At 63.7% G+C, this 26,797-nt stretch carries 23 protein-coding genes; 13 read left to right on the top strand and 10 right to left on the bottom strand.

Annotated features, from left to right (window positions below; all coding sequences use genetic code 11):
• Window positions 1-112 precede the first annotated feature (112 nt).
• The 4 genes from CLU88_RS01055 (at window position 113) to CLU88_RS01040 (ending at window position 5,850) form a co-directional block, all read left to right on the top strand.
• Window positions 113-1,822 carry an EAL domain-containing protein gene (locus CLU88_RS01055; RefSeq protein ID WP_233205334.1) on the top strand — a complete coding sequence of 570 codons (1,710 nt, stop codon included), beginning with the start codon at window positions 113-115 and terminating at the stop codon, window positions 1,820-1,822.
• A gap of 299 nt (window positions 1,823-2,121) precedes the next feature.
• Window positions 2,122-3,237, top strand: a complete 1,116-nt coding sequence (locus CLU88_RS01050) for a saccharopine dehydrogenase family protein (RefSeq protein ID WP_099655005.1) — start codon at window positions 2,122-2,124, stop codon at window positions 3,235-3,237.
• A 7-nt stretch (window positions 3,238-3,244) separates the two neighbouring features.
• Window positions 3,245-3,628 (top strand): SRPBCC family protein, encoded by a 384-nt coding sequence (locus CLU88_RS01045; protein WP_143225920.1) that lies wholly within the window; start codon window positions 3,245-3,247, stop codon window positions 3,626-3,628.
• Window positions 3,629-4,149: 521 nt separating this feature from the next.
• A complete protein-coding gene (locus CLU88_RS01040; protein ID WP_099655004.1) occupies window positions 4,150-5,850 on the top strand; it encodes an AarF/ABC1/UbiB kinase family protein in 1,701 nt (566 codons plus the stop codon).
• Window positions 5,851-6,029: 179 nt separating this feature from the next.
• On the opposite strand, the gene CLU88_RS01035 is transcribed toward CLU88_RS01040, so the two are convergent.
• From CLU88_RS01035 to CLU88_RS01020, 4 genes are all read right to left on the bottom strand, one after another.
• Window positions 6,030-6,770, bottom strand: a complete 741-nt coding sequence (locus tag CLU88_RS01035; protein WP_233205333.1) for a molybdate ABC transporter substrate-binding protein — start codon at window positions 6,768-6,770, stop codon at window positions 6,030-6,032.
• A 126-nt stretch (window positions 6,771-6,896) separates the two neighbouring features.
• Window positions 6,897-7,724: an extracellular solute-binding protein gene (locus tag CLU88_RS01030; protein ID WP_099655003.1), complete on the bottom strand. Its 828-nt coding sequence runs from the start codon at window positions 7,722-7,724 to the stop codon at window positions 6,897-6,899.
• Entirely contained in the window at window positions 7,721-8,497 is a 777-nt protein-coding gene (locus CLU88_RS01025; protein WP_369827574.1) for an ATP-binding cassette domain-containing protein, read from the bottom strand. Before CLU88_RS01025 ends, CLU88_RS01030 begins: the two co-directional genes overlap by 4 nt.
• On the bottom strand, window positions 8,497-9,234 hold the full coding sequence (locus CLU88_RS01020; RefSeq protein WP_099655002.1) for an ABC transporter permease: 738 nt from the start codon (window positions 9,232-9,234) through the stop codon (window positions 8,497-8,499). The genes CLU88_RS01025 and CLU88_RS01020 overlap by 1 nt, the downstream gene beginning before the upstream one ends.
• 50 nt (window positions 9,235-9,284) lie before the next feature.
• On the opposite strand from CLU88_RS01020, the gene CLU88_RS01015 reads away from it, so the two are divergent.
• The 3 genes from CLU88_RS01015 to CLU88_RS01005 all read left to right on the top strand — a co-directional run bounded on the left by CLU88_RS01015 (window position 9,285) and on the right by CLU88_RS01005 (window position 13,021).
• Entirely contained in the window at window positions 9,285-10,412 is a 1,128-nt protein-coding gene (locus tag CLU88_RS01015) for a substrate-binding domain-containing protein (protein ID WP_099655001.1), read from the top strand.
• Between the two features lie 182 nt (window positions 10,413-10,594).
• The gene (locus tag CLU88_RS01010) at window positions 10,595-11,215 is read left to right on the top strand and encodes a TRAP transporter small permease subunit (RefSeq protein WP_099655000.1); all 621 of its coding nucleotides are present in this window, start codon (window positions 10,595-10,597) and stop codon (window positions 11,213-11,215) included.
• A gap of 27 nt (window positions 11,216-11,242) precedes the next feature.
• Entirely contained in the window at window positions 11,243-13,021 is a 1,779-nt protein-coding gene (locus CLU88_RS01005; protein ID WP_099654999.1) for a TRAP transporter large permease subunit, read from the top strand.
• A 434-nt stretch (window positions 13,022-13,455) separates the two neighbouring features.
• On the opposite strand, the gene CLU88_RS01000 is transcribed toward CLU88_RS01005, so the two are convergent.
• From CLU88_RS01000 to xseB, 4 genes are all read right to left on the bottom strand, one after another.
• Window positions 13,456-14,538 (bottom strand): TRAP transporter substrate-binding protein, encoded by a 1,083-nt coding sequence (locus CLU88_RS01000; protein ID WP_099654998.1) that lies wholly within the window; start codon window positions 14,536-14,538, stop codon window positions 13,456-13,458.
• 316 nt (window positions 14,539-14,854) lie between these two features.
• Window positions 14,855-16,735 carry a 1-deoxy-D-xylulose-5-phosphate synthase gene (gene dxs, locus CLU88_RS00995; protein ID WP_099654997.1) on the bottom strand — a complete coding sequence of 627 codons (1,881 nt, stop codon included), beginning with the start codon at window positions 16,733-16,735 and terminating at the stop codon, window positions 14,855-14,857.
• Between the two features lie 103 nt (window positions 16,736-16,838).
• Window positions 16,839-17,771 (bottom strand): polyprenyl synthetase family protein, encoded by a 933-nt coding sequence (locus CLU88_RS00990; RefSeq protein ID WP_099654996.1) that lies wholly within the window; start codon window positions 17,769-17,771, stop codon window positions 16,839-16,841.
• On the bottom strand, window positions 17,768-18,010 hold the full coding sequence (xseB, locus tag CLU88_RS00985) for an exodeoxyribonuclease VII small subunit (RefSeq protein ID WP_099654995.1): 243 nt from the start codon (window positions 18,008-18,010) through the stop codon (window positions 17,768-17,770). Before xseB ends, CLU88_RS00990 begins: the two co-directional genes overlap by 4 nt.
• A 305-nt stretch (window positions 18,011-18,315) precedes the next feature.
• On the opposite strand from xseB, the gene CLU88_RS00980 reads away from it, so the two are divergent.
• From CLU88_RS00980 to flhC, 5 genes are all read left to right on the top strand, one after another.
• Window positions 18,316-19,455: an aromatic ring-hydroxylating dioxygenase subunit alpha gene (locus CLU88_RS00980; protein WP_099654994.1), complete on the top strand. Its 1,140-nt coding sequence runs from the start codon at window positions 18,316-18,318 to the stop codon at window positions 19,453-19,455.
• Window positions 19,456-19,611: 156 nt separating this feature from the next.
• Window positions 19,612-20,523, top strand: a complete 912-nt coding sequence (locus CLU88_RS00975) for a DMT family transporter (RefSeq protein ID WP_099654993.1) — start codon at window positions 19,612-19,614, stop codon at window positions 20,521-20,523.
• Between the two features lie 140 nt (window positions 20,524-20,663).
• On the top strand, window positions 20,664-21,563 hold the full coding sequence (locus CLU88_RS00970) for a sulfurtransferase (RefSeq protein WP_099654992.1): 900 nt from the start codon (window positions 20,664-20,666) through the stop codon (window positions 21,561-21,563).
• Window positions 21,564-21,807: 244 nt separating this feature from the next.
• Window positions 21,808-22,134: a flagellar transcriptional regulator FlhD gene (gene flhD / locus CLU88_RS00965; protein ID WP_099654991.1), complete on the top strand. Its 327-nt coding sequence runs from the start codon at window positions 21,808-21,810 to the stop codon at window positions 22,132-22,134.
• A gap of 48 nt (window positions 22,135-22,182) precedes the next feature.
• The gene (flhC, locus tag CLU88_RS00960) at window positions 22,183-22,731 is read left to right on the top strand and encodes a flagellar transcriptional regulator FlhC (protein WP_099654990.1); all 549 of its coding nucleotides are present in this window, start codon (window positions 22,183-22,185) and stop codon (window positions 22,729-22,731) included.
• Window positions 22,732-22,884: 153 nt separating this feature from the next.
• Here flhC and CLU88_RS00955 read toward each other — a convergent pair whose 3' ends face one another.
• Window positions 22,885-23,454, bottom strand: coding sequence for a FlgO family outer membrane protein (locus CLU88_RS00955; protein ID WP_158235566.1), 570 nt, complete (start codon window positions 23,452-23,454; stop codon window positions 22,885-22,887).
• Between the two features lie 40 nt (window positions 23,455-23,494).
• The gene (locus CLU88_RS00950; protein WP_099658544.1) at window positions 23,495-24,256 is read right to left on the bottom strand and encodes a hypothetical protein; all 762 of its coding nucleotides are present in this window, start codon (window positions 24,254-24,256) and stop codon (window positions 23,495-23,497) included.
• 225 nt (window positions 24,257-24,481) lie between these two features.
• On the opposite strand from CLU88_RS00950, the gene CLU88_RS00945 reads away from it, so the two are divergent.
• Entirely contained in the window at window positions 24,482-26,782 is a 2,301-nt protein-coding gene (locus CLU88_RS00945) for a bifunctional diguanylate cyclase/phosphodiesterase (RefSeq protein WP_158235565.1), read from the top strand.
• Window positions 26,783-26,797 lie beyond the last annotated feature (15 nt).

Below are 26,797 nucleotides of genomic sequence, written 5' to 3'. Positions count from 1 at the left end.
AGCGCTTGGTCGGCATTTTGTGGATCCCTTAAAATGTCAACAAAATGTATCTTGAATGTTGCCCAGGCACCTCAATTGAAAGTCAATTGCATTCCCGTTGTACCTCAACCGTATGATGGCCGCATCAAACGAGGGTGAACAAAGGGTGGAAATAGTTTCGATCTGGCATGGCGCCACACAGGCGTTTGGGGTGGACTTTCCGCCACTCATGCACAGCCTGCTGTACTGGGGCTTTGCGTCGCTGGTCGTGCACGTGTGCCAGCGGCTGGTAGAGCACACCGCGTTTTCCGTGGACCCTTCAAGTCGGCGCATCAGCGCATCGCATGCGGCGTTGTGCACTGGCTGCATCGTCTGGGCACTGGATGTGGTGGGCCTGTTCATGTACTCCGAGCTGTCTCACCATACCCTGGAGCTGGGACCTGCGCTGGGCTGCTTGCTGGCCATGGTCTTCAGTGCACGGCTCACCATCCCTACGCTGAGCACCAGCACCAGCATTCGCCGCCTCATCCCTGCAGGCCTGGTGCTGGCACTGGGCATGCTGTCCGGGCACTTTTTGCTGGCCCGCAGCTACGTGGCCCATTTCTCCGAGGCCAATGGACTGGCCATTGCACTGGCCACAGCCACGGCCATCGGGGTGGCCTGCTACACCGCCATCCGGCACCGTGCGGGCAAGATGAGCGCACTAACGCACCGCTACAGCCCGCAAAGCTGGGGAGACAATTTGATCAGCGGTGGTGCCATCCTTGTGCTGCACTGGCTGCTGGTCAACTGCTTTCCCTTGAAGATGCCCGCGACCGGCAACCAGGCCAATGGTTTAGCGCTGTTGGCGGTGCTGCTCGTCTTCACCCTCGCGTTGGCTGTAGAGCAGTTCAGAAACATCCGCTCCGACCAGGTTCGCCAGCATCTGCAGCGGCTGGGTTTGTCGCTCATGCGCGTCACCCTGGCCCACCAGAAGCCGCCCGAGCACGACATCCAGCTGTCGCTGATTGCCGACCACCTGCCCCGGCTGCTCAACCGCAACAGCCTCACGCTGCACTTTCAGCCCATCGTCAACCTGTATGGCCCCCAGGTTCACTACGAAGCGCTGCTGCGCCTGAATGACCCGCTGCTGGGGCCCCTGAGCCCCGACGCTTTCTTTCTGGTGTGCGAGCTGCAGGGCAAAACCAGCCAGGTGGACCGGCTGGTTCTGGCCAATGCGCTGGACGCGGCCCAGGGCTGGCTGGCCCAAGGCATGCCCAGCAGCACGGTGTGCGTGAATGTGGCGCCCGTCACGCTGCTGGAGCCCGGCTTTGCCCAATGGCTGGGCGCCAAGCTCCAACGGCGCGGGCTGCCTTGGGGCATGCTGCAGCTGGAGCTGACAGAGCACGCCATCATTGCCTGCGGCGCGCACATGGTGCAGGCCATCAACGACCTGCGGACGCTGGGCGTTGGCGTGTTCATGGACGACTTTGGGGCCGGCTATTCATCGCTCGGTGTGCTCGCCGACCTGCCCATCAGTGGCATCAAGTGCGACCGGCTTTTTGTGCGCCAGCTACCACAAGACCCTCGCCGCCAGTCGCTGCTGCGCCATGTGGTGCGGCTGGCACGGGACCTGCAACTGGAGGTGGTCGTGGAAGGGGTGGAGACCGAGCAGGAACTGCAGTCCGTGCTGGAGAGCGGCATTGGCAATGTTCAGGGCTACTTCTTCAGCAAAGCCATGCCACCAGAGGCCGTGCCCCAGTGGCACAAAGCCTATCACCCCGCAGAGATCACGGTGCTGCCCCCGCGCCCCTCGGTCGCGATATCACCCTTCCTGGCGGCCCCGGCGCCCATGCCCTCCTGAGCTGCCTAGGGACCCTATGCACGAATCACCGCGCCGTGTGCATCTGCGGTCTCTGGCGGTCTGCGGCGTTGCAAATACTCGCAATAGCGATGGCTATTGCTGCGTTTTGCGCCTTGCAGCCCATCCCGATCCGCAGCGCACACTTGGCCAGCTCGATTCGAGCAGAGGATCCCTAGCAGTTAGAAAAGACGGCAAACAGAACGACCCTTGTGTCGCCCTGAACCGCAGGCCCATCCGGTCACAATTCTGGGCTGTCACCCAACCATCCCGACTTGAGCAGGAGCCCTCGATTGACCGCGATGAACGTCTTGGTGCTGGGCGGCTACGGCAACTTTGGCACCCGCATCTGCAAGGCACTGGCGGGCCATCCGCAAATCCACCTGCAAATCGCCGGGCGCCATGCCGGCAAAGCCCAGGCACTGGCAGACACACTGGGCGGTGGCGCTGAAGGTGTGGCACTGGACCACGAAGCCCCAAGCCTGGCAGCAAAGCTCAAGGCGCTGGGCGCAGGCCTGGTCATCCACACGGCAGGGCCCTTTCAAGCACAGGCCTATGGCGTGGCACTGGCCGCAGCGCAGGCTTGTGCCCATTACATCGACTTGGCCGACGGGCGCAGGTTTGTGTGTGATTTTCCAGCGGCGCTGCACAGCGCATTTGCCAGCGCTGGCCGCACAGCAGTGGCTGGCGCCAGCACCGTGCCCGCGCTGTCTTCGGCCGTGGTGGATGCGCTGAGCGCAGGCTGGCAAAGCATCGACACCATCGACATCTGCATCGCCCCCGCACAGCGGGCACCCCGGGGCGAGGCCACACTGGCCGCCGTGCTCAGCTATTGCGGCCTGCCCATCGCGGTGTGGGAAGACGGGCGCTGGCAGCACCGCCTGGGCTGGGCGCAGCCTACCCCCGTGCACTTTCTGCGCCTGCGGCCCCGCCGTGGCGCGGTGTGCGACATCCCTGACCTGGAGCTGTTCCCTGCACACTACCGGGTGGCACGGCGGGTGAGCTTCCGGGCGGCGCTGGAAGTGGGCCTGGCGCAAAGCGCCTTCAGTGTGCTGGCCAGGCTACGCCAATGGGGTTGGCTAAAGCAGCCAGAAAAACTGGCGGCGCTCATGCACCGTGGCGGCGGGCTGTTTGACGCACTGGGCACCCCGCTGGGCGGCATGGTGGTCCGCGTATCAGGGAGCAATGCGCAAGGCCAGCCCAGCCAATGCGCCTGGCACATTGCGGCAGACCACGACCATGGGCCGGAGATTCCGTGCATGGCCGCCATCTTGCTGGCGCGCCAGCTGGCCGAGGGACAACCGCTGCCGATCGGGGCCTGGACCAGCACCGGCCTGCTGCCGCTGGACGCCTTCGCCCCTGAATTTGCCAAATGGGGCATGCAGACCGATACCGTGGACGAAGCTGGCCCACATTGAACAGCGCATGGCACACCAAAAACTGACCTTCCCCATGCCCGCGCGGGCCGATCTGGCTTTTGATGCCTTTCACTACCACCACTGGCGTGCGCAGTGGGACCCGCTGGTCAGCCGCACCCACGTGCAAGATGGCGCCCCCTGCCCCAGCGTGGGCGCTATTTCTGAAAACACGGGGGCAGGCGCGCTGCGGGCCTTGTCCATGCGCACGCAGTTCGTCAGCTACGACAGGCCCATGCTGGCCGCCGCCAAGATGGTGGGGCGCTCGTTTCCGTTCACGCAGTGGGCAGCCTCCATGCGCCACCAGGCCGATGGCGCAGACCGCTCACAGCTCATCTACACCTACACCTTTGAGGTAGGCCCAGCCCCGCTGCGCTGGGTGCCAGTCCACTGAATCCTTGAAATCGACGGCGCGCCGGGGTTGCAGCGGGATGCACGGCAAGGCGCATGCTGCAGCCAAGGCTGGCCGCCATGGCAAAGCATGCAACGCAGCCGGGCGCCCACTGCAGCCCCGGCCCGCAGGGTGAGGGTCTGGCAAGGCCGCACTCGTCGTTGCCGTGCTCGCCGGGTGTCCAACCCGGCTGCGCCCGGCGCCTAGATTGCGGCCTTGCCAGACCCTCACGCACCGCTGATTTCAAGGATTCAGTGGACTAAAGCCCGTGGTGCACTGGGTGTTTGCACGCAAGACGAAGCAGCGCTTTGCACGGCTGGCGCAGTTTCTGGCCATCCATGCACAAGACATTGCAGCCTGGCAGCAGACCCAGCAGGCGTGCACGACCGCGACGGACCAGCCCTCGCCAACACCCTAGTGTCCCGAGTTGGGGGGTGAGGGCCTGGGCTGCCCCCATCCAGCGGCATCGCACTCGGGTTGTGCCGGGACAAGGCACGCCACCACCTGCGCACTATCATCCCGGCATGCTCATCGAGACTCTGGACACCGCGCGCGACCTGGGGCGCCTCAAGGAAATTCTGGGGGTGATGGTGCGCCACGGCTTTGGCGACACCGTGCGCCGCCTGGGCCTGGCCGACAAGCTCGAACGTGCGGGGCAAGCCCTGCACCGCCCCCACGCCGCAGACCTGGCCCGCATCGAGCCCCCGGTGCAGGTGCGCCTGGCCCTGGAAGAACTGGGCCCCACCTTCGTCAAGTTTGGACAAATTCTGGCGGGCCGTGCCGACCTGTTTGGCCCCGAATTCATCACCGAACTGGAGAAGCTGCACAGCCAGGTGCCCGCCGTGCCCTTTGAGGCGCTGCGCCCCCAACTGCGCGAAGACCTGGGCGGCGAGCCCGAAGCCGTGTTTGCCTGGTTCGACACGGTCCCCCTGGCCGCCGCCTCCATCGCCCAGGTGCACCGCGCACGGCTGCACGATGGCACCGAGGTCATCGTCAAGATCCGCAGGCCCGGCATTGCCGACACCATTGCCGCAGACCTGCGGTTGCTGCAGCGCCTGGCCGCCTTGGCCGAGGCCGAGCTGCCTGCCCTCAAGCCCTACCACCCGCAGCAACTGGTGCGCGAGTTTGCCCGGTCGCTGCGGCGCGAGCTGGACCTGGCGGGCGAATGCCGCCAGGCCGAACGCATTGCCGCCAACCTGCAGACCCTGCCCTGGATCACCGTGCCCCGCGTGTACTGGCACCACACCAGCGAGCGGGTCAACGTGCAGGACTTCATCGCAGGCACGCCCGGGGGGGCGCTGGATGCGCTGACGCCAGAGGCCGGGTTTAACCGCACCCTGCTGGCCCAGCGGGGTGCGCAGGCCGTGCTCAAGATGATTGTGCAAGACGGGGTGTTCCACGCCGACCCGCACCCCGGCAATGTGTTTTACCTGCCGGGCAACCAGATCGCCTTCATCGACTTTGGCATGGTGGGGCGCTTGTCGCAGCGGCGGCGCGACGAACTGCTGCAGCTGCTGCTGGGCTTGGTAGAGCAGCAGCCCCAGGCCGTGGCCGATGTGCTGCTGGACTGGACGGGCGATGGGCCGGGCACGCAACTGGGCCAGTTGGAAACCGAGATTGAAGCCTTTGTCGACCAATACCACGGCGTGCCGCTGGCGCAGCTCAGCCTGGGCCAGATGCTGGCCGACGTGACTGCCATCCTGCGCGAGCACCACCTGGGCCTGCCCTCGGACCTGGCCCTGCTCATCAAGGCCTTTATCTCGCTGGAGGGCATGGGCCGCAACCTCGACCCGGGCTTTCACATGGCGTCCGAGGCGCTGCCCCTACTGCAGCAAGTGGTCAAGGCCCGCTACCAGCCCAAGGCCGTTGCAACGCGCACCTGGCAAACGCTGCGGCGCACGCTGGCCACCGTGGAGCAGCTGCCCGACGACATCGCGCGCCTGCTGCGCAACGCCCGGCGCGGGCACTTGCAGGTGGGCATTGAACTGGCCCACCTCAAACGCGTGGGCGACCAGATCGACCGATCGGCCAACCGCCTGGCGATGGCGCTGGTGATCGCTGCGCTCATCATTGGCTCGTCCATCGTGATGACGGTGAAAGGCGGACCCACCCTGTTCGGCTTGCCGGCATTTGGATTTCTCGGCTTTTTTGGGGCAGTGGTGTGCGGGCTGTGGCTGGTGCGGGCCATCTGGCGCAGCAGCCACCACCGTGACGATGAGGCATAAGCGCCTGCGCCAAGCTGCGGTGGCCACCCAGGGCAGCGCAAACCCGGCTGCAGTCCCTTGCAGGAAAAAGACACACGCTGCACCCCACCAGGCTGGTGCAGCGTGTGCCGTACAAACCGCCTACGCCAAGCTGCGGCAAAGCGATTGAATCATCCCCACGCAGGGCGATTCAGGCCCCTTCAAGGCCGCCCAAAGCCCAGCCGCTGCAGCACGGCCTGTGCCGCTGGCTCGGTGAGCGACTGTGCAAACGCTTGGGCCTGCACCGGGGCATCTGTGCGCACCGCCAGGCCATAGGCGGCCCCCACCTGCAGCGTTGCCGGCAAGGGCACCACGCGCAGCGAAGGTACCTCGGCCTGGGCCGACACAGCGTTGGTGCAGTAGGTCAAAAACACATCGGCCTGGCGCTGCTCCATCACCCACGCGTAGGTGCCGCGCCCTGCCGGTGGCTTGGGCGAATCGGCCGCCCCCGTGAGCTTGAGCGCCTTGGCATCGAGCACCGCGTAGGCCCCTGGCTGCACCGCATCGGCCTTGCGGAAAAAGGCCCAGGCATAGTCGCCCGAGGGGTCTGCCTTGGGGGTGGAGGTGCCCAGCCGCACCTCACTGCGCAGCAGGGTGGGCAGCAAGGTGTCTGGCGCGGCATTGACGTGGGGCCCTGTCAGCGCACACAGGGCATTGCGTGTGAAGACGACGACAGGCTGCCAGCCCCCTTGGGAGGCCAGGCGCTGCGGGTGCTCGGTGTCCGCTGAAGCGAACACTTGGGCGGGCTCCCCCTGCTCGATGCGCTCGCGCAGCAAGCCAGATGCACCGAACGTGAGCCGCACGGGCTGGCCCGTGCGTGCTTCGTGGTTCCGCGCAATGTCAGTGAGCGCTTCGCGCAAGCTGCCTGCGGCGTAGACCGCAATGGGCTGCGCGTCAGCCATCGGTGCCTTGGAAGCTGGTGCGGAACATCCTGCCATTCCCAACATCAAGGCAGCCAGCGCAACGCGCGCAGACCCTACCGAGGCTGTGCTGCGGCTGGACAGGGGCTTGCATATGGGCATGGCAGATCACTTGGCTGCGTTGGGGAAGAACAATTGCTCGCCACCGATCTTGTAGGCAGCAATCACGTTCTGCCCGGCGGGTGACACCACCCAGTCCACAAACTTCTGCGCGTCTTGCGCCTTGACGTGGGCATGCTTGGCGGGGTTCACCACCATCACGCCATATTGGTTGAACAGGCGGGTATCGCCCTCGACCAGCACGGCCAGGTCAGCGCGGTTCTTGAAGTTGAGCCAGGTGCCCCGGTCGGCCAACACGTAGGCACCGCTGGAGGCGGCAATGTTCAGCGCCGGGCCCATGCCGCAGCCGCATTCCTTGTAGCCGCTGCCCTTGCTGGCCTCGGCGCCTGCCAGTTTCCAGTAGCGCAGTTCGGCAGCGTGCGTGCCGCTCTTGTCACCGCGCGAGACGAATTCGCCGTTGGAGGTGGCCAGCTTCTTGAGCGCTTCGACAATGTCCTTGCCCTTGGTGCCCACGGGGTCGGCCTTGGGGCCCACCAGAATGAAGTCGTTGTACATGACCGGGTAGCGCTTGACGGCCCAGCCATCGGCCACAAACTTTTCTTCAGCCGCCTGGTCGTGCACAAAGAGCACGTCCGCATCGCCGCGGCGGGCGGTGTCCAGCGCCTGGCCGGTGCCCAGGGCCACCACCTTCACATCCAGGCCACTGGCCTTTTTGAACTCAGGCAACAGGTGCGAGAACAGGCCCGACTGCTCGGTCGAGGTGGTGGAGGCCATGGTGATGGACTGCGCCGACGCGGCACCGCACGCTACCAAAATCATAGCTGCTAGCGCTTTATGGACGGGCGCCAGAGCACCAAAAACCTTGAAATTCTTCATACCAACTCTCCTTTGACAAACAAACGGGCGGCCTCTGGCAAGGGGCCATTGAAAAAGTCATGCACCGGCAGATCGGCCACCAGGCGCCCATGCTCCAGGTACACCACCCGGCTGGCCAGGCGCTTAACCTGCCCCAGGTTGTGGCTGCTGAACACCATGGTCACGGGCTGCGCGCTGGCGCGCATGGCGTGGCCTGGTTCGTGGCCAAGGTCATGGCTCAGAGCAAACTCGGCCATCAAGGCTTCCACCTCGCGCTTGGCATGCGGGTCCAGGCTGGAGGTGGGCTCGTCCAGCAGCAACACCTCGGCGCGCAGGGCCCAGGCGCGGGCCAGGGCCACACGCTGCTGCTGGCCGCCCGACAAGGTGCGGGCGTTTTGCAAGGCGATGGACTGCAGCCCTACGCGGTGCAACGCTGCCAGCGCTTGCGCGCGTGCATCGGCCCAGCGGCTGCCACGCAGCCACAGCGCCAGCGCCACGTTGTTTTGCGCGCTGGTGCGCAGCATGTGGGGGCGCTGGAACAGCATGGCCTGCTGACGCGCGGGCGCCGTGTGGCAGTGCCCGGCGCTGGCGGGCACCAGGCCGTGCAGCACGCGCAGCAGCGTGCTCTTGCCACTGCCATTGGCGCCCACCAGGGCCACACGCTCGCCCGGGGCAATGCGCAGCGTCACACCCGTCAGTACATGTACACGGCCAAAGCGCACGTCCACCGCCTGCAAATCCATGAGGGGCGCGGCCACAGGGGATGCCATGGCGTCCAGGGGCAAGTCGGCCATCACGCGGCCACTCCTACAGGCAGATCGGTGCTGGCACCGTCCACCCGCTCGCGCCAGCGCCGCAGCAGCGCAATCACCATGTTCAACGCCAGCACCACCGCCAGCAAGATCAAGCCCAGCGCCAGTGCCAGGGGCAGGTCACCCTTGCTGGTCTCCAGCGCAATGGCCGTAGTCATCACGCGGGTAAAGCCATCGATGTTGCCGCCCACGATCATCACGGCACCCACTTCAGAGATGGCGCGGCCAAACGAGGCCAACAGCACCGTGAGCAAGGCGTAGCGCTCATCCCAGGCCAGCAGCAGGCTGCGCAGCAACGGCCCAGCGCCCAGCGATCGCAGTTGCTCGCCATGGGCACGGTCGGCATCCTCCACCACCTGCCGCGTCAGCGCCGTGGCCACCGGCAGCACCAGCAGCGCCTGGGCCAGCACCATGGCCTTGAAGCCGAACAACCAGCCCCAGCTGCCCAGCGGCCCGCTGCGCGACAGCAGCAAATACACCACCAGTCCCACCACCACTGAGGGCACGGCCAGCAAGGTGTTGAGCACCGCCAGCACCGCGCCGCGCCCGGCAAAGCGCGCCACACCCAGCCAGGCGCCCAGCACCAAGCCCGCACCACAAGCCAACAGGCTGGCGGTGGCGCTGACAGACAGGGATCGGCCGACAATGGTCCACAAAGCGGGGTCGGCAGAGAAAGTGAGTTGCAGCGCTGTGTTCGCGCTTTCGGTAACTGTGGACATGGATTCGACTATCGTATGCACCCAGCCAATCTCCAGCGATATGAAATCCTGTGCATAGGATCCAACTCCACTACACCTTGAGCCGCGATGCGGGCGACGCCCAGATCCGCAACCCCTTGCCCGAAATGCTGGAGGCCGTGGCGCAGCAGGGGTCCATCTCTGCCGCAGCGCGCACGCTGGGCATGTCGTACCGCCATGTCTGGGGCGCCCTCAAGCGGTGGGAAGAGCAACTGGGCGGCGAGCTGATCATCTGGGGCAAGGGCCAGTCCGCCCAGCTCAGCGAGTTCGGCACCAAGCTGCTGTGGGCCGAGCGCCAGGCCCAGGCCCGCCTGGCGCCGCAAATCGCAGCCCTGCACGCCGACCTGGAGCGCGCCTTTGCCGTGGCCTTTGACGACAGTGCCCATGTGCTAACCATGTACGCCAGCCACGACGACGCGCTGGCCACCCTGCGTGCCCACGCGGCCACGCCCGGCGAGTCAGGGGCGCTGCATCTGGACATCCGCTTCACTGGCAGCGTGGACGCCATACGGGCGCTGAACGAGGGCCGCTGCACGCTGGCGGGTTTTCATACATTGGAGCAACCCGCAGCCAGCTCACTGGCCGCCCGCACCTACAAGCCGCTGCTGCAACCGGGCCTGCACAAGATCATTGGCTTTGCCAAGCGCACGCAAGGGCTGATCGTGGCCAAGGGCAATCCGCTGGGCCTGCAGTCGTTGGCCGATGTGGCCCGCACCGGCGCGCGCTTTGTGAACCGGCCCCTGGGCAGTGGCACCCGCGTGCTGCTGGAAGACCAACTGGCCCTGGCGGGCCTGACCGGGCAGCACATCACGGGCTTTGACCACGATGAGCCCTCGCACACGGCCGTGGCACAGGCGGTGGTGGCCGGGGCTGCAGACGCAGGCCTGGGCATCGAGATGGCGGCCCGCGCACGCGGGCTGGATTTTGTGCCGCTGGTGGACGAGCGCTACCACCTGGCCTGCCTCAAATCGAGCCTGGAGCAACCGGCGACACGGGCGCTGCGCGCATTGCTGCTGTCGCCCGCATGGCAACTGCACATGGCCCAACTGCCCGGCTACACGCCCATGCGCAGCGGCGAGGTTCTGGCGATGAGCAGCGTGCTGCCGTGGTGGCAATTTGCGGGTCCCAAACGCACTTCAACGCCTAGGAAGAAACCCTAATTGCTACACTTTTAGTAGCTAAAGAACCAATACAGCCATAGGGATAACACCGTCACGCAGCTGTCAGACTCGGCTTACAGTGCTCCGTAGAATCGCGCCGTTGTAAAAGTTCGTGCACCCTTTCGCCCTACCGAGACGAAAGGCCAGCGCGATGTCGGCAAAGCCTTTTTATTGGAGACACCATGCAGGCTCTATTGAAGTTATCCAGGGGGATCGACTGGCTTAACACCCAGGTCGGTAAATACGTGGTCTGGCTGATCTTGGCCTCCACGGTCATCAGCGGTGTGAACGCCGTGGTGCGCAAGGCGTTCAACATCAGCTCCAACGCGTTCCTGGAAGTGCAGTGGTATTTGTTTGCTGCCTCGTTCCTGCTCGCTGCGGGCTACACCCTCTTGCAAGGCGAGCACGTCAAGGTGGACGTGGTCTCCAGCCGCTTCTCCAAGCGCACCCAGATTTGGATCGACGTGTTTGGCTACATCGCCTTCCTCACGCCCATGTGCTTTGCGGCTCTTTGGTATGGCATTCCCTTCTTCACCCGCGCACTGGCCTCTGGCGAGATGTCCAGTAACGCAGGCGGCCTGATCCGCTGGCCCGTGTACCTGATGATCCCCATGGGCTTCAGCCTGCTGTGGCTGCAAGGCGTGTCTGAGCTGATCAAGCGCTTGGCGTTCCTCAAAGGCCTGATCGACGACCCCACCTCCAAGAAGGCAGAAAAGACAGCCGAAGAAGAGCTGGCCGAATCCATCCGCAACTTGGCCGAAGCCGCCAAGGGCAACGGCAAGAACAAGGCCGAGGCCCATTGAACGGCCCCACAAGCGGAGACATACACCATGGAATTCATTGCACACAACCTCGCCCCCATCATGTTTGCGGGGCTCATCTGTTTCTTGCTGGTGGGCTTTCCTGTGGCCTTCAGCCTGGGCGCCTGCGGCCTGTTTTTCGCCTTCATCGGGATTGAGCTGAACGTCTTGCCCGAAGCCCTGCTGCAAGCTGTGCCGCTGCGCATGTTCGGCATCATGCAAAACGACACGCTGCTGGCCATTCCGTTCTTCACGCTCATGGGGCTGATCCTGGAGCGAAGCGGCATGGCTGAAGACTTGCTGGACACCATTGGCCAACTGTTTGGCCCCATCCGCGGTGGTCTGGCGCTGGCCGTGATCTTTGTGGGCGCACTGCTGGCCGCCACAACCGGGGTGGTGGCGGCGTCAGTGATCTCGATGGGCCTGATCTCTTTGCCCATCATGCTGCGATACGGCTACGACCGGCGCCTGGCAGCGGGGGTGATTGCCGCCTCCGGTACGTTGGCTCAGATCATTCCACCATCGCTGGTGCTCATCATCATTGCCGACCAACTGGGCCGCAGCGTGGGCGACATGTACAAGGGTGCGTTTGCGCCTGGCCTGATGCTCACGGGCTTTTACGCCCTCTACGTGATCTTGCTGGCAGTGTTCAAGCCACAGTGGGTGCCTGCCCTGCCCCCCGAAGCACGCACCCTGCGTGAAGACAATGGCAAGAACGGCCTGCCCTCGTTGCTGGCTCTGACCGCTGTCTGCACGGCCGCCTCTGTCTACGTGGCCAAAAACATGCCAGCCCTGCACACATGGTGGTCTGGCGAAGTGGTGGAAAAGGTTGCACTGGATGAGACCATCGTGGTGTCCATGTGCTTTGGCGTGGCTTTGGCCTTCGTGGCCGCCAGCATCAACAAGATCACCCGCCTGGGCCTGCTCTCGCGCGTCGCAGAACGTGTGACCTTTGTCCTGATTCCACCGCTGCTGCTGATCTTCCTGGTGCTGGGCACCATCTTCCTGGGTGTGGCCACGCCGACCGAAGGCGGCGCCATGGGCGCCCTGGGCGCCACCATCATGGCCATCCTGCGAGGCCGCTTGAGCATGAGCCTGCTGACCCAGGCAGTGCACACCACGACCAAGCTGTCATGCTTTGTGGTGTTCATTCTGGTGGGCGCCACCATCTTTGGTCTGACCTTCCAGGGCGTGGACGGCCCGCTGTGGGTGGAGCATTTGCTGTCAGGCCTGCCAGGTGGCCAATTGGGCTTCCTGATCGTCGTGAACATCATGGTGTTCTTCCTGGCGTTCTTCCTGGACTTCTTTGAGTTGTCCTTCATCGTGGTGCCCTTGCTGGCCCCCGTAGCCCACAAGCTGGGGATTGACCTGATCTGGTTTGGCGTGCTGCTGGCCATCAACATGCAAACCTCGTTCATGCACCCACCGTTCGGGTTTGCGCTGTTCTACCTGCGCAGCGTAGCCCCTGCCAAGGAGTACATGGACAAGGTCACCAAGAAGATGATCGCCCCGGTGACCACGCCGCAGATCTACTGGGGTGCCATCCCCTTCCTGATCATTCAGCTGACCATGGTGGGATTGGTCATCGCCTTCCCAGGCATCGTCTCCAGCGGTTTGGACAAAGAAGAGGTCTATGACCTGGACAAGGTGCGCATGGAAATGGAAGCCACCATGCCTGACGCCATGCCCGAAGCCGCAGACCCCACTGCAGGCATGGAAGGCTCGGCCGGCACCGAACCCGCAGCATCCGCTCCAGCAGATGACCCACTGAAGGCCCTGCAAGACTCTCTGGAACAAGAGAAGAAGTAAGGCGCAACGAAAAGGGCGCTACCCAAACACCAGCGCCCATTCAAGCCCCCGAGCCCCGGCAGACACTGCGTCTGCCGGGGCTTTTTTGCGTATGGCATCCAACGGCGCATCACTCAGCCCCAACAGCACCCACAGGCTGCAACACCGCCATCCTGTGGGACATCACCTGCAGATAAAAATTGCTCAACACCTCCAGCCCGTGCGCTCCACACCAGGGCTGGAGCCCCCCCCTACTGAAGGCACTGTTGCATTGCCCCATCCACCGACGCTCCCTCAAGCGCCACTCACGGCCTTCCCAAGTCAGCGCACTGATAGTCCATTGCGCCCACCTGGGTCAGGACAACAGGACATAAAAAAAACCCACTGGCACGGAGTGCCAGTGGGTTCGGGGGCATCGGCATGCAGGGCTCAAAGCCCTGCAGCACCAGCAACCGTCAGATCTTTTGCGACGACATAAAGGTGTCGTAGCGGGCTTCGGCGAAGCGGAACCACAGGATCTGGTCACGCTGGAAGGTGCGCATGGCCGCGTAGATCTTCTTCCACTCAGGGCTCTTGGCATCGTTCTCGGCAAACACTTCCATCGAAGCCTTGAACGAGGCGTCCATCACGGCTTGCGAGAAAGGCAGCACCTTGGTCTTGGCAGCCACCAGTTGCTTGAGCGCAGTGGGGTTCAATGCATCGTACTTGGCCAGCATGTCGTTGTGGGCAACAGCCGATGCGGCTTCGATGATGGCCTGGAACTCGGAAGAGACGCCTTCAAAAGCCTTCTTGTTGATGAAGAAGTCCACCTCAGGACCGCCTTCCCACCAGCCGGGGTAGTAGTAGAAGGGAGCCACCTTGTTGAAGCCCAGCTTCTGGTCATCGTAGGGGCCGATCCACTCGGCGGCGTCAATCGTGCCCTTTTCGAGCGATTGGTAAATTTCGCCACCAGGAATGCTCTGGGGCACAGCACCCAGCTTCTGCATCACCTCGCCCACCAAACCGCCACCCAAGCGCATCTTCAAGCCCTTGAAGTCGGCGGGGGACTTGATTTCCTTGCGGAACCAGCCGCCCATCTGCGTGCCGGTGTTGCCGCCAGCAAAGCTGACCATGTTGTACCCGGCGTAGAACTCGTTCATGAGCTTGCGGCCATTGCCGTGCATCATCCAGGCGTCCATCTGGCGTGCATTGAAGCCGAAGGGGATCGCCGAGCCCAGCGCGAACGCAGGGTTCTTGCCGTAGAAGTAGTAAGGCACCGAGTGGCACATTTCCACAGTGCCTTGCTGCACGCCGTCCACAACGCCAAAGGGAGGCATCAGTTCGCCACCTGCATGCACGGAGATTTCAAACTTGCCGCCCGACATGGCCTTGACGGCCTTGGCAAACACGTCAGCGCCACCAAAGATGGTGTCCAGCGACTTGGGGAAGCTGGAAGCCAGGCGCCAACGAACGGCCGCTTGCGCGTGGACAGCGGGCGCAGCACCTGCGGCCAGCACGCCGGCAATGCCTGCGCGTTTGATGATGGAACGACGATCCATGAGGTTCTCTCCGATATTTGATTGCAAAACCCAGCATGCACGCGCGATACGCAGCCGTGCCGAGGACTTGTTTCAGCCGCATTCATTGTAGGAATATGGCCACCCCAGGCTTTGGGGGTTTTCCCGCGAAAAAGCCCCTGCTGCGAGGGGCTTTCAGGGTTCTGCAAGCAAGCTGGCGCCGCGCTGTCAGGGCGCTGCAGAAAAGGGCGCACTGAGAGCATTCCAGGCACAAAAAAAGGGGCCTGATGAACGGCCCCTGTCCATATGACCCAGGGGGTAGAACAAGGCACTCAGCCCCAGGGTCGCAAGGCTCCCGTCAGAAGAACCGCTTTTCGATCGCGGCGCGAATCCCCACAGCGTCCAGGCCTTGCAACGACAGCAGCTTGGCCGGGTCGCCGTGTTCGATGAACACATCGGGCAGGCCCAGTTGCAGCACAGGCAGCGTGATGCCAGCGGCGTTGAGCGCCTCGGTCACGGCGCTGCCTGCACCGCCCATGATGGAGCCCTCCTCCAGAGTGACGAGCGCATCGTGGCGCGAGGCCACGTCCAGCAGCAAGTCCACATCCACTGGCTTGGCCCAGCGCATGTTGACCACCGTGGCGTCAAGCACTTCGGCGGCTTCCAGCGCGGGGTACAGCAAGGTGCCAAACGCCAGGATGGCAATGCGCGGTGGGTTGCCTGCGGCCAGTCCCGAGCGCTCACGGCGCACCTCGCCCTTGCCAAAGGGCAGCCCCTCCAACGTAGCCAGGGGGGCCACGCCCGCGCCGCTGCCACGGGGGTAGCGCACGGCCACCGGGTGGTCTTGCTCAAAAGCGCTGCTGAGCAGCTGGCGGCATTCGCGTTCGTCGGCCGGGCAGGCCATGCTCATGTTGGGAATGCAGCGCACAAACGGAATATCGTAGGCGCCCGCATGCGTCGCGCCGTCGGCGCCCACCAGCCCAGCGCGGTCCAGTGCAAACACCACAGGCAGGTTTTGCAACGCCACGTCGTGGATGAGCTGGTCGTAGCCGCGCTGCAAGAAGGTGGAGTAGATGGCCACCACGGGCTTGACGCCTTCGCAGGCCATGCCTGCAGCAAAGGTCACCGCGTGCTGCTCGGCAATGCCCACGTCGTAGTAGCGATCGGGAAAGCGCTTTTCAAACTCCACCATGCCCGAGCCTTCGCGCATGGCGGGGGTGATGCCTACCAGGCGCTCGTCTTGCGCGGCCATGTCGCACAGCCACTGGCCAAACACCTGCGTGAAGGTCTGCTTGGGTGCGGACGTGCTTTTGACCAAGCCCACGGCGGGGTCGAACTTGCCAGGGCCGTGGTAGGCCACAGGGTCGGCCTCGGCCAGCTTGTAGCCCTGGCCCTTTTTGGTGACCACGTGCAGGAACTGCGGGCCTTTGAGGCCCTTGATGTTCTCCAGTGTGGGGATGAGCGAGTCAAGATCGTGCCCGTCGATGGGGCCGATGTAGTTGAAGCCGAACTTCTCGAACAGGGTGGCGGGCACCACCATGCCCTTGGCCTGCTGCTCAAAGCGCTTGGCCAGCTCCAGCAGCGGCGGCACGGGGCGCAGCACGGTCTTGCCCACGTTCTTGGCGGCGGCATAGAACTGGCCGCTCATCAGCTGCGCCAAGTACCGGTTGAGTGCGCCCACGGGGGGGCTGATGCTCATGTCGTTGTCGTTCAGGATGACAAGCAGGTTGGCATCGGTCACGCCGCCGTTGTTCAGGGCTTCAAAGGCCATGCCCGCCGTCATGGCGCCGTCGCCAATGATGGCCACCGCACGGCGGCTTTCGCCCTTGCGCTTGGCCGCCATGGCCATGCCCAGTGCGGCAGAAATGCTGGTGCTGGAGTGCGCAGTGCCAAAGGTGTCGTAAGGGCTTTCGGCCCGCTGCGGAAAGCCCGAGATGCCCCCCAGCTGGCGCAAGGTGGCCATGCGGTCGCGCCGCCCGGTCAGGATTTTGTGGGGGTAGGTCTGGTGGCCCACATCCCACACCAGCCGATCTTCAGGGGTGTTGAAAACGTGGTGCAGGGCCACGGTGAGCTCTACGGTGCCCAGGTTGGAGCTAAGGTGCCCGCCGGTTTGCGACACGCTCTCCAGCACAAAGCCGCGCAATTCTGTGGCCAGCACCTTGAGGTCTGCCCGTGACAGCTTGCGCACATCCGCCGGGTCGTTGATGGTTTGCAGCAGGGGGAAGGAGGTCGTGGCCATTTACTATTATTTTGATAGCTTCCAGCGCTTTATCTATAAGCGCCAGGGGCTGATTGAATACATATTCCAGGCGACATGCAGGGTGGGCCGCAGCGTCGCCCGGTCAGTGCGATCGGCGCACCACCATGTCGGCCAGGGCCGCCAGGGCACGCGCGTCGGGCAAACCACTGTCTGCCAGCGCTGCATGGGCGGCGGCCAGCAACTCGCTGGCGTAGGCCTGCGCTGCAGCCAGCCCCAACAGCGACACATAGGTGGGCTTGTCGCTGGCAGCGTCCTTGCCTGCCGTTTTGCCCAGCGTGGCCGAGTCGGCAATCACGTCCAGGATATCGTCGACCACCTGAAACGCCAGCCCCACGGCTGCACCGTAGGCTTGCAAGGCCGCTTTGGCCTGGGGCGGCACGCAGGCGCAGGCGGCGCCCATCATGACGCTGCCCTCCAGCAAAGCCCCTGTCTTGAGGCGGTGCATCTCGCGCAGTTGGTCTTCGGTCAACGCCAGCCCCACGCTGGCCAGGTCAATCGCCTGCCCACCGGCCATGCCGGCAGAGCCAGCCGCATGCGCCAGTTGGCGGCACAGGCTGGCCTGCACAGCACCCGGAATGCGCTCATCGTCAGGCGTGAGCAGCTCAAAGGCAAAGGCCTGCAGCGCATCGCCTGCGAGCAGGGCCTGGGCCTCGCCAAACTGCACATGCACCGTGGGCTTGCCACGGCGCAGCACGTCGTTGTCCATGCAGGGCATGTCGTCGTGCACCAGCGAGTAAGCGTGAATCAGTTCCACCGCGCAGGCTGCACGCAAGGCGGCTTCGTCAGCACCGCTGCGCTCGGCAGCACCCCAAGTGCTCTGGCGCGCACTAAGTGCGGCCTCGTACGCAGCCATCACCAGCAGCGGACGCAGGCGCTTGCCACCGTCCAGCACTGCGTAGCGCATGGCATCGCCCAGCCCGGCCGGGGCACCCTGCCCCACCCAGCGCGACAGGGCTTGCTCCACGCACTCCAGGTGTTCCCGGCTCCAGCTTCCCAGGTCCCACGCGGCGCTCATTCTTGCCCCCAAGCCTGCAGGCTGCCTTCGTCCAGCACCTTGATCTGGTCTTGCACCGCATCAAGCCGCTTGCGGCAAAACGCCAGCAGCACAGCGCCGCGCTGGTAGCCCGCCAGCATCTGGTCCAGGGGCATCTGGCCCGATTCGATGCGGGTGACCAATTGCTCCAGCTCTTCCAACGCAGCTTCGTAGCTGGTGGGCTCTTGGGGCAGTTCGGTCTTGGGGGTGGCCTTGGGCATGGGCTTGTGGGCAGTGCGCGCAGATGAAAACGGGCGATTTTAGGCGCAGCCTCTACACCGAGACAGACTACAGGGCCGTTTATTGCAAATCACGGCCCGCCACGCCATCGCAAAAACTGCCAAGACCCTGTCCTCGATCAATTCTCAATACACGTAAGGGGGCTGCGGGAATAACCCCACCGCCTATAATCCCATTCCCGTCAAGCCGGCTACCCACCCTAGCCGGTTTCTTTTTTTCCCCAGATGCGCATTCTGCGCACCTCCCGCACTTTCTCCCTGTGGGGAGTCTTTAGGTCAGGTCACCCATGTCTGATTTAAGTCTTCAACTGCAGCAGGCCGCGAGCCAACTACCAGTTTCAAGCTACTTTGACGATGCGCTGCTCCAGCGCGAGCTGGACACCATCTTCCAGCGCGGGCCCCGTTATCTGGGGCACCAATTGTCTGTGCCCAATGCGGGCGACTACTACGCACTGCCCCAGGAGGGCGAGGGCCGCGCGCTGGTGCGCAACGCCCAGGGCGGGATTGAACTCATCTCCAACGTGTGCCGCCACCGCCAGGCGGTCATGCTCAAGGGCAAGGGCTCCTTGCACACACAGCAAAAAGGCAGCGCGGGCGGCAACATCGTGTGCCCATTGCACCGCTGGACCTACAGCCCCAAGGGCGAGTTGCTGGGCGCGCCGCATTTTGCGCACGACCCCTGCCTGAACCTCAACAACTACAAGCTGCGCGAATGGAACGGTCTTCTGTTTGAAGACAACGGCTACGACGTGGCCGCAGACCTGGCTCAAATGGGCCCGCAGGCCGATTTGAGCTTTGAGGGCTATGTGCTGGACCATGTGGAGCTGCACGAGTGCAACTACAACTGGAAGACCTTCATCGAGGTCTATCTGGAGGACTACCACGTCGGCCCCTTCCACCCCGGCCTGGGCAGCTTCGTCACTTGCGACGACCTGCGCTGGGAGTTTGGCAAGAACTACTCGGTGCAGACCGTGGGCGTGGCCAACCGCCTGGGCAAGGCCGGCAGCCCCGTGTATGAGCGCTGGCACGAAGCCCTGCTGGCCTACCGCAATGGCGAGCCGCCCAAGCACGGCGCCATCTGGCTCACGCTGTACCCGCACATCATGGTGGAGTGGTACCCGCATGTGCTCACCGTGTCCACGCTGCACCCCATCAGCCCGACCAAGACACTGAACATGGTGGAGTTCTATTACCCCGAAGAAATCGCAGCGTTCGAGCGCGAATTCGTCGAGGCGCAGAAGGCCGCCTACATGGAGACTTGCATCGAGGACGACGAGATCGGCGAGCGCATGGACGCCGGCCGCAAGGCCTTGCTGGAACGCGGCGACAACGAGGTCGGCCCCTACCAGAGCCCCATGGAAGACGGCATGCAGCACTTTCACGAGTGGTACCGCCAGACCATGGGCGATGCGGGCCCCAAAGGCTGAAACAACGCCTTCGGCACAAAGCCCTGAATACGATGGCAAAACAGCGCCAATAGAACGGACGGCTGTGAATTGCTCTCATTAGAATAGCTGCCAGCGCTGGATCAACCAGCCTTGGCGGCTATTTTTACTTCAACCCTCTGAACAGGTTCACCCTCGATGCAAGCCCTCTGGATGGTGTTGGCCGCTTTCCTTTTTGCCAGCATGGGGGTGTGCGTGAAGATGGCATCGGCCCACTTCAACGCGGCAGAGCTGGTGTGCTACCGGGGCTTCATCGGCATCGCCATCCTGTGGCTGCTCGCCCGCTCGCAACGGGTGTCCCTGGCCACCCAATACCCTGGCATGCACGCCTGGCGCAGCCTGGTGGGCGTGGTGTCTTTGGGGGCGTGGTTCTACTCCATCGGTAAATTGCCCCTGGCCACGGCCATGACGCTCAACTACATGAGCAGCGTGTGGATTGCCGCATTTCTGGTGGGCGGCGCACTGATTGCATGGCGCCCCTCAGCCACCTCCCCACGGCCCGCCTTTCAGGGCTCGCTGGTGGTCACGGTGCTCACCGGGTTCGTTGGCGTCGTGCTCATGCTGCGCCCCAGCCTGGACCAAAACCAGGCGTTCGCAGGGCTCATTGGCCTCATCTCTGGCATGACGGCTGCCTTCGCCTACATGCAGGTGATGGCGCTGTCGCGCTTGGGCGAGCCTGAGTCGCGCACGGTCTTTTACTTTGCCGTGGGGTCTGCCGCCGCCGGGGGGCTGGCCTTGCTGTTCACCGGCACCTCGGCCTGGCCGGGGTGGCCCGCCCTGTGGCTGCTGCCCATTGGGGTGCTGGCCGCAGGCGGGCAGCTGTGCATGACGCGCGCCTACGCCACCGCCAAAACCCCACGCGGCACGCTGGTGGTGGCCAACCTGCAGTATTCCGGCATCGTGTTTGCCGCCATCTACAGCGTGGTGCTGTTCAATGACCAGATCCCAACCATTGGATGGGTGGGAATGGTGTTGATTGTGGGCAGCGGTATCGTGGCGACCGTGCTGCGTGCGCGTGCCGCCCCCGACAGCCCAGCGGAAGAACATTAGGAGCGGCTAACAAAACTCAGCGAAGCGGTGATGGCCAGGCGCTGCGTCGCAGGCAGTACGAGTAGTACGACAAGACGCAGCAACGACGCCAGAAGAGTTTTATTAGCCGCTTTAAAGTGCCACCCATGGAGCCTTTGCCAATGACCTACACCACCCTCATCACCCCCACCGAATTGCAAGCCCTGCAGGCCAGCGGCCAGCCATTGATGGTGTTTGACTGCAGCTTTGAGCTGATGCAGCCATCGGCCGGGGCGCAGGCGTTTGCGCAGGCGCACATCCCCGGCGCGGTGTACGCCGACCTGGACAAGCACCTGAGCGCCAAGCACGGTGCACCGGGCGCCCACGGCACACTGGTGGCCCAAGAGGCAGACCAGCCTGCCTCTGGCGGGCGCCACCCCCTGCCCAGCCGCGAACGCTTTGCGACGTGGCTGTCGAGCGTGGGCTTTGCCAATGGCATGCAGGCCGTGGTGTACGACCGCAACGGCGCCAACTACTGCGGGCGCCTGTGGTGGATGCTCAAGTGGGCGGGCCACGATGCCGTGGCCGTGCTCGACGGCGGCCTGCAAGCCTGGCAAGCCGAAGGCGGCGCAGTGACCAGCGACGACGAGCCCAGCCATTTTCAAAGCCACTTTGTACTAAAGGAGCCTCTGCGCCGCCTGGTCACAGCCACTGAGGTGCTACAAAACCTGCAGCAACCTGGGCAGACCGTGGTGGACGCACGGGGCGCGCCGCGCTACCGGGGCGAGGTGGAACCGCTGGACCCGGTGGCGGGCCACATTCCGGGTGCGCTGAACCGGCCCTTTGGCGACAACCTGGGGCCTGACGGCCGCTTCAAGCCTGCCGCCGTGCTGCGTGCGGAGTTTGAAACGCTGCTGGCAGGCCGCGCGCCAGGCTCTGTGGTGCACCAGTGCGGCAGCGGCGTGAGCGCGGTGCCCAATGTGCTGGCCATGGAAGTCGCCGGACTCGGAAAAACATCACTTTTTGCGGGCAGCTGGAGCGAGTGGTGCAGTGATTCCACCCGCCCTGTTGAACGCGGATAAACACACCGGACATGGTTGCAACAAGTTGTTAGCAGCACGCATTTACCTGGGGAGAAGGCCTTCTGGCCTTAGGTTCGTGTAAGGCAAATTCCTACAAAGCCCACCCCTAAACCAGACACGCAGCACAGTCAAAAACGGACTTAATTTTTGATTGGGGCGGTTTCACAATCCATTTCAACGGATCACGCAAAACATGCAAGCCGCATGCAACGCAAGACCCGGGACTGGAAAAAAGGAAGCCGCCATGACCAACGAACAAATCCTCGCCGAAATCCGCGAAGCCAACCTCACTTACCTGATGCTGGCCCAGAACCTGATTCGCCAGGACAAGGCCGAAGCCGTGTTCCGCTTGGGCATGAACGAAGAAGCCGCTGACATTCTGGCCTCGCTGTCTGCCGCCCAGGTGCTCAAGCTGGCTTCACGCAACACGCTGCTGTGCAGCTTCCGTGTGGACGACAACCTGGTGTGGAGCTTGCTGACCAACCACACCGCCAAGAAGGTGGGCAACGAAGCCACCAACACCTTGCACGCCAACATCCTCATGGCCAGCCGCGTGTCGGAAGTGCTCTGAGCACTGACCACCGCCGCTTCTGCCCCCAGCCCCTCACGAAAGCCCGCCATGTCCGCACCCGCCGCCACCGTCAAAAGCGTACTGAATGAATCCAAGCAGATCGAACGCGCTGCCATGCTCATCCAGATGGGTGCCCGCATGCAGGTGCTGGAGTCGGAAACCACGCTGTCGTACGAACGCCTGATTCGCCTGTACAAAGAAATCGCTGGCAAGTCGCCATCCAAGGGCCAGTTGCCCTTCTCCACCGACTGGTTTCTGACGTGGCAAGAAAACATCCACAGCTCGCTGTTCCTGAACATCTACGAATACCTGTCCAAGGGCGTGGACCTGGACGCTGTGGAACTGCTGACCAAAGCCTATCGCCTGTACAACGAGCAAGTGGCCACCGCCGAGATCGAGCCCCTGCTGTCTTTCACCCGCGCCTGGCGCCTGGTGAAGTTTGTGGACGCAGGCATGCTCACGCGCACCAAGTGCAGCCAGTGCAGCGGCCAGTTTGTGACCGAGTTGTATGAAAACCGCCATTTCACCTGCGGCCTGTGCAACCCCCCTGCACGCGCAGGCAAGAGCAAGACGGCTGGCGCCTTGATGCTGCACTGAAGCGCACGCATTCTTTCCAATAAAAATAGCTGCCAGCGTTTGATTTACAAGCGCTTGCAGCTATTATTTTTATAGCACATCATTACACCAAGAGGTGCTCCAGGTGCTCGCATGGCATCAGCGCCAGCAGCACCGGGCCACCCATCCACCCCGTCAGTAGCGCAACGCTCCGTTGGCCAGCAGCACGCGCACGTTGTCTTCCATGGGCAGCGAATAATCGTGCGCCGCCACCACGGCATTGCCCGCCGGGGTGACCAGCTTCAGGCTGATGTACAGCGCGGTGGCAGACGCAGCATAGGTACCCACCACCACGGCCTGCGCATCGTGGCTTTGGCTGACCTCTCGCACCTCGCGCGACAGCAGCAACTCACCCTGCTCACGCTGCAGCGCCACGCTGTCGCGCAGCTTCAGCTCCACCACGCGCAGTCCCCGCTGCACCATGCGCCCCGCGATCTGTTCTGAAAAAATGCGCCCCAGGCGCGACGACTCTGTGACCCGGTCCACATTGACCAAGGTGCCCACCATGATGGGGTGCTGCGCGTCCAGCGGCGCCTGCGCCAGCAAGGCATCCACCGCCCGGTGGTTGGCCTCGATCAGGTTGGTGGGAAACCACGCTGCCCCAGGCCTGTCGCCGTAGTAAAAGCTGCTGCATGCAGACAAGCCCCCCACGGTGAGTGCGGTGGCGACCACCCGGGCCGTGCTGAGGAAATGTCGGCGATTCATGGCTAGGCGCTCAAGGTTTGCTCGGAAGGTTGCGGGGGGATCAATACGGAGTCAAAGGCACAGCTGTATTGATAGGCGCCACCACGCGCCAGCTCTTGAGGGGCACGGGCTGCGCAGGCGGCGTCGGCTCTTTGGCTTGGTACAGCACAGCATCGGCGTCTTCGATGTAGTACACGTCGGCGGTGCGGGCCAGGTAGCGGTCAGCATTCTCCAGCGACGTGGTGATCAACACCTCGGTGCGTGTCGGGCCTCCGCTGGCTCCCCCTTCGGTGAGGTAACTGGTGGCATCGGCCAGCAGCGCCATCGCGCCCAGGCTGCCCGCCACCGAGGCCGCGGCGGGCGGCGCATGCACCAAGTCACGCGCCACGGCAATGCCCAGGGCCAGCCGAGTCACCGGCATTGGGGCACGGTTCAGGTTCATGGTGGCTGCCGGGTGCTGCACCACCTGCGTCTCCACCACCAGTTGCACCCCAGACGGCTGGGTCGACAGCGCCACGCCACGGTCCAGCAAGCGGGTGCTCAGCAGCTTGCGAAAGCCCTGGTTGAAGGATGCATCGCTCACGGTAGAGACATGGATGGGGTACTCCCCTGGCGGCCATTGGCGGATTTTGTCGGCAATGCGCCCCGCCACATCGTCGGCCAGCACATCCCAGTGGTGCACCGCCCGCGCCTTTTTCTGGTCGCTGGCGGGGTAGTTGTCGGCCCGTGGCACATCCAACGAGGAACAGCCCGCCAGCGCCAAGGTGGCGGCAAGTGCCAGCACAGGGCGCCAGCTCCAGTGGTGTGCGCGCAGGAAGTTCATAAAGCAGCAATCGTTCAAGTCAGGCTTGCAGGAATCGTAGCGCCAAGCCCCCAGGCCCATTGGCCGAATAAGGAGGGAGAAAGCCGCCAGACACGCCGGACGCACGTTGCGGTGTCACATTGATCTCAGCTTGCCGGAAGACAAATTTCGGCAAATATGATACAAATGGCAATGTTTTTCAAATTGCTCGCAGATTACAAACAGCTTTGGGCTGGCATCGGCAGCATGTACCAGGATGAGGGCGTGCAGGCCGGAAAAATCCGGGCCGAGCACCTCAGCGCCGTGATGCGGCTCACCCCCTATGCCATGGCCGCCAATGTGGGCAGTGCGTCGCTGGTGTTGTGGGCATTGCGCAGCCAACATGGGCCCGGCTTGTACCTGTGGTTCCTGGCCCTGGTGGCCGTCGCTGTGGCCGCAGTCCACCGCTGGGCGCAGCGCCGTGGCAAGCCTTTGCACACGGCTTCACTGCGCGCCGTCAGGCGTGCAACGCTGCAGGCCAGTGCGCTGGCCTGCCTGTGGTCTTTGCTGCCCATTTGCTGGTTCTCTACGGCATCCCCAGGACAACAGCTGGTCATTGCCACACTGTTCACGGGCATGCTGAGCGCTGGCACCTTTGTTCTGAACCCCTTGCCCAAAGCCAGCGTGGCCTACGCGTGCATCTTTTCGACGGCAGCGTGGTGGGCCTTGTGGAGCTCTGCAGACCCCATGATGGCGGGTGTCGCTGTGCTGCTCGGGTTTTACGCGCCCATGAACGTGGTGGGTGCGCTCTCGACCTGGCGCAAAGCCACAGCCTTGCTCATTTCGCGCAGTGAGGCCATTCGGCAAGAACAATTGCTGGCCGTGGTGTTCCAAGACTTTGAGCAAAGTGCCAACGAGGCGCTGTGGGAAATCGGCGCCGATGGCAGGCTGGCCCAGGCATCGGCACGGCTGAGCAGCTTGCTGCGACTGCCAAACGCGCATGCGGCAAACATCGCCTTGCCCCAGTGGATTGCGCAGCATTGCACAACGGACCCAACGGCATTTGCCCAGGCCTTGCACAAGCAAGCCCCCTTCCACAGCTTGCCCATCGCCCTGAGCGTGAACGGAGAGCCATTCCACCTGGCCTTCACCGGTAAACCCATCAAGGACGAATGGGGCCATATCTGCGGCTGGCGGGGTGTGGCGGCGGACAAAACATCCATCGTGCACGCGCAACAGCAACTGGAGCGATTAGCCCACAGCGACTCGCTGACCCAGTTGGCCAATCGCTTCTTCATGCACCACGCCATCGCCCAGGAGATGCGCGCCCACCGGCATGGGGCCCTGTTGCTGATTGATCTGGACTACTTCAAATCCATCAATGACAGCCTGGGACATTCTGTGGGCGACGCGGTGCTGCAGAAGGTGGCCCAGCGCCTGCAATCCATCACCGGGGGCGAGCATCTGGTCGCTCGGCTCGGGGGGGATGAATTCGCCGTGCTGCTGCGGCAAACCCCGGTGGCTGTGGGCTTTCTACCCTATGTCCAAGAACAAGCGGACGCTTTGGTGACTGCACTGAACCAGCCATTGTCTGTGGATGGAAGGCGCCTGCGCATTGGCGCCAGCATGGGCGTCGCACTTTTTGAGCCAGGCTCTACCGATGTCGATGCACTGCTGGTGCAAGCCGACACGGCGCTGTACGAAGCCAAAGACCAGGGGCGCGGCAGGTATACGGTCTACACACTGCAGATGGGCGAGAGAACCCAGCGCAAAGCCCGGCTGGAAAACGACCTACGCGAGGCCATTCAACGGCAGGAGCTGAGCCTGCATTGGCAGCCGCTGATCGAGATCAAGTCAGGCCAGATCGCCGGCGTAGAGGCTTTGCTGCGCTGGCAACACCCCACGCTGGGGCCCATCAGCCCTGCAGAATTCATCGCAATCGCAGAGCAGTCAGGCGCCATTGACGCACTGGGCGACTGGGTGCTGCGCAACGCCTGCGACGCGGCCGTAAGAGAGCCTGCCCTGGCGGGGCTGGACATTTCCATCAATGTGTCCACCCTGCAACTGCGCGAGGCCGACTTCGTTTCCCAGGTGCAGGCCGCCCTTGAACACTCGGGCCTTCCCCCACAGCGATTGGCGCTGGAAATCACAGAATCCATCTTTATCGAGGATGCGCCCCGGGCACTGCAGCAGTTGCATGCACTGCAAGCGCTGGGTGTGCGCATTGCACTGGACGACTTTGGCACGGGCTACTCGTCCCTGAGCTACCTGAGCCAGTTCCCTTTTCACACCCTCAAGATCGATCGCAGCTTTGTCCAAAAAGCCGTTGAGCAAACCAGCGGCCAGACCATTGTGAGGAGCATCGTGCAAATGGCATCGGCACTAGGCATGCGCACAGTGGCCGAGGGCGTGGAGACGCAGGCCCAGTGGGCCATGCTCAGCAGCATGGGCGCGACACAGGCCCAGGGCTATCTGCTCTCACGGCCCTGCACGCTGCAAGGGTTGCAGCAGTTCAGAGGTCAATGGCGAGCGAATGAACACCACGCGGCACCATCAGCCCCCACTTGAAGCCCGCATAGCCCC

This window comes from Acidovorax sp. 56, assembly GCF_002749705.1.
GTDB lineage: Bacteria > Pseudomonadota > Gammaproteobacteria > Burkholderiales > Burkholderiaceae_C > Acidovorax.
The sequence above is the reverse complement of the archived record's forward strand: the minus strand, read 5'-3'. Positions and strand labels throughout refer to the sequence as shown.

Coding starts and splice junctions, on each gene's coding strand:
- CLU88_RS01055 (WP_233205334.1), top strand. CDS start 113: ATGATGGCCGCATCAAACGAGGGTGAACAAAGGGTGGAAATAGTTTCG.
- CLU88_RS01050 (WP_099655005.1), top strand. CDS start 2,122: ATGAACGTCTTGGTGCTGGGCGGCTACGGCAACTTTGGCACCCGCATC.
- CLU88_RS01045 (WP_143225920.1), top strand. CDS start 3,245: ATGGCACACCAAAAACTGACCTTCCCCATGCCCGCGCGGGCCGATCTG.
- CLU88_RS01040 (WP_099655004.1), top strand. CDS start 4,150: ATGCTCATCGAGACTCTGGACACCGCGCGCGACCTGGGGCGCCTCAAG.
- CLU88_RS01035 (WP_233205333.1), bottom strand. CDS start 6,770: ATGGCTGACGCGCAGCCCATTGCGGTCTACGCCGCAGGCAGCTTGCGC.
- CLU88_RS01030 (WP_099655003.1), bottom strand. CDS start 7,724: ATGAAGAATTTCAAGGTTTTTGGTGCTCTGGCGCCCGTCCATAAAGCG.
- CLU88_RS01025 (WP_369827574.1), bottom strand. CDS start 8,497: ATGGCCGACTTGCCCCTGGACGCCATGGCATCCCCTGTGGCCGCGCCC.
- CLU88_RS01020 (WP_099655002.1), bottom strand. CDS start 9,234: ATGTCCACAGTTACCGAAAGCGCGAACACAGCGCTGCAACTCACTTTC.
- CLU88_RS01010 (WP_099655000.1), top strand. CDS start 10,595: ATGCAGGCTCTATTGAAGTTATCCAGGGGGATCGACTGGCTTAACACC.
- CLU88_RS01005 (WP_099654999.1), top strand. CDS start 11,243: ATGGAATTCATTGCACACAACCTCGCCCCCATCATGTTTGCGGGGCTC.
- CLU88_RS01000 (WP_099654998.1), bottom strand. CDS start 14,538: ATGGATCGTCGTTCCATCATCAAACGCGCAGGCATTGCCGGCGTGCTG.
- dxs (WP_099654997.1), bottom strand. CDS start 16,735: ATGGCCACGACCTCCTTCCCCCTGCTGCAAACCATCAACGACCCGGCG.
- CLU88_RS00990 (WP_099654996.1), bottom strand. CDS start 17,771: ATGAGCGCCGCGTGGGACCTGGGAAGCTGGAGCCGGGAACACCTGGAG.
- xseB (WP_099654995.1), bottom strand. CDS start 18,010: ATGCCCAAGGCCACCCCCAAGACCGAACTGCCCCAAGAGCCCACCAGC.
- CLU88_RS00980 (WP_099654994.1), top strand. CDS start 18,316: ATGTCTGATTTAAGTCTTCAACTGCAGCAGGCCGCGAGCCAACTACCA.
- CLU88_RS00975 (WP_099654993.1), top strand. CDS start 19,612: ATGCAAGCCCTCTGGATGGTGTTGGCCGCTTTCCTTTTTGCCAGCATG.
- CLU88_RS00970 (WP_099654992.1), top strand. CDS start 20,664: ATGACCTACACCACCCTCATCACCCCCACCGAATTGCAAGCCCTGCAG.
- flhD (WP_099654991.1), top strand. CDS start 21,808: ATGACCAACGAACAAATCCTCGCCGAAATCCGCGAAGCCAACCTCACT.
- flhC (WP_099654990.1), top strand. CDS start 22,183: ATGTCCGCACCCGCCGCCACCGTCAAAAGCGTACTGAATGAATCCAAG.
- CLU88_RS00955 (WP_158235566.1), bottom strand. CDS start 23,454: ATGAATCGCCGACATTTCCTCAGCACGGCCCGGGTGGTCGCCACCGCA.
- CLU88_RS00950 (WP_099658544.1), bottom strand. CDS start 24,256: ATGAACTTCCTGCGCGCACACCACTGGAGCTGGCGCCCTGTGCTGGCA.
- CLU88_RS00945 (WP_158235565.1), top strand. CDS start 24,482: ATGTACCAGGATGAGGGCGTGCAGGCCGGAAAAATCCGGGCCGAGCAC.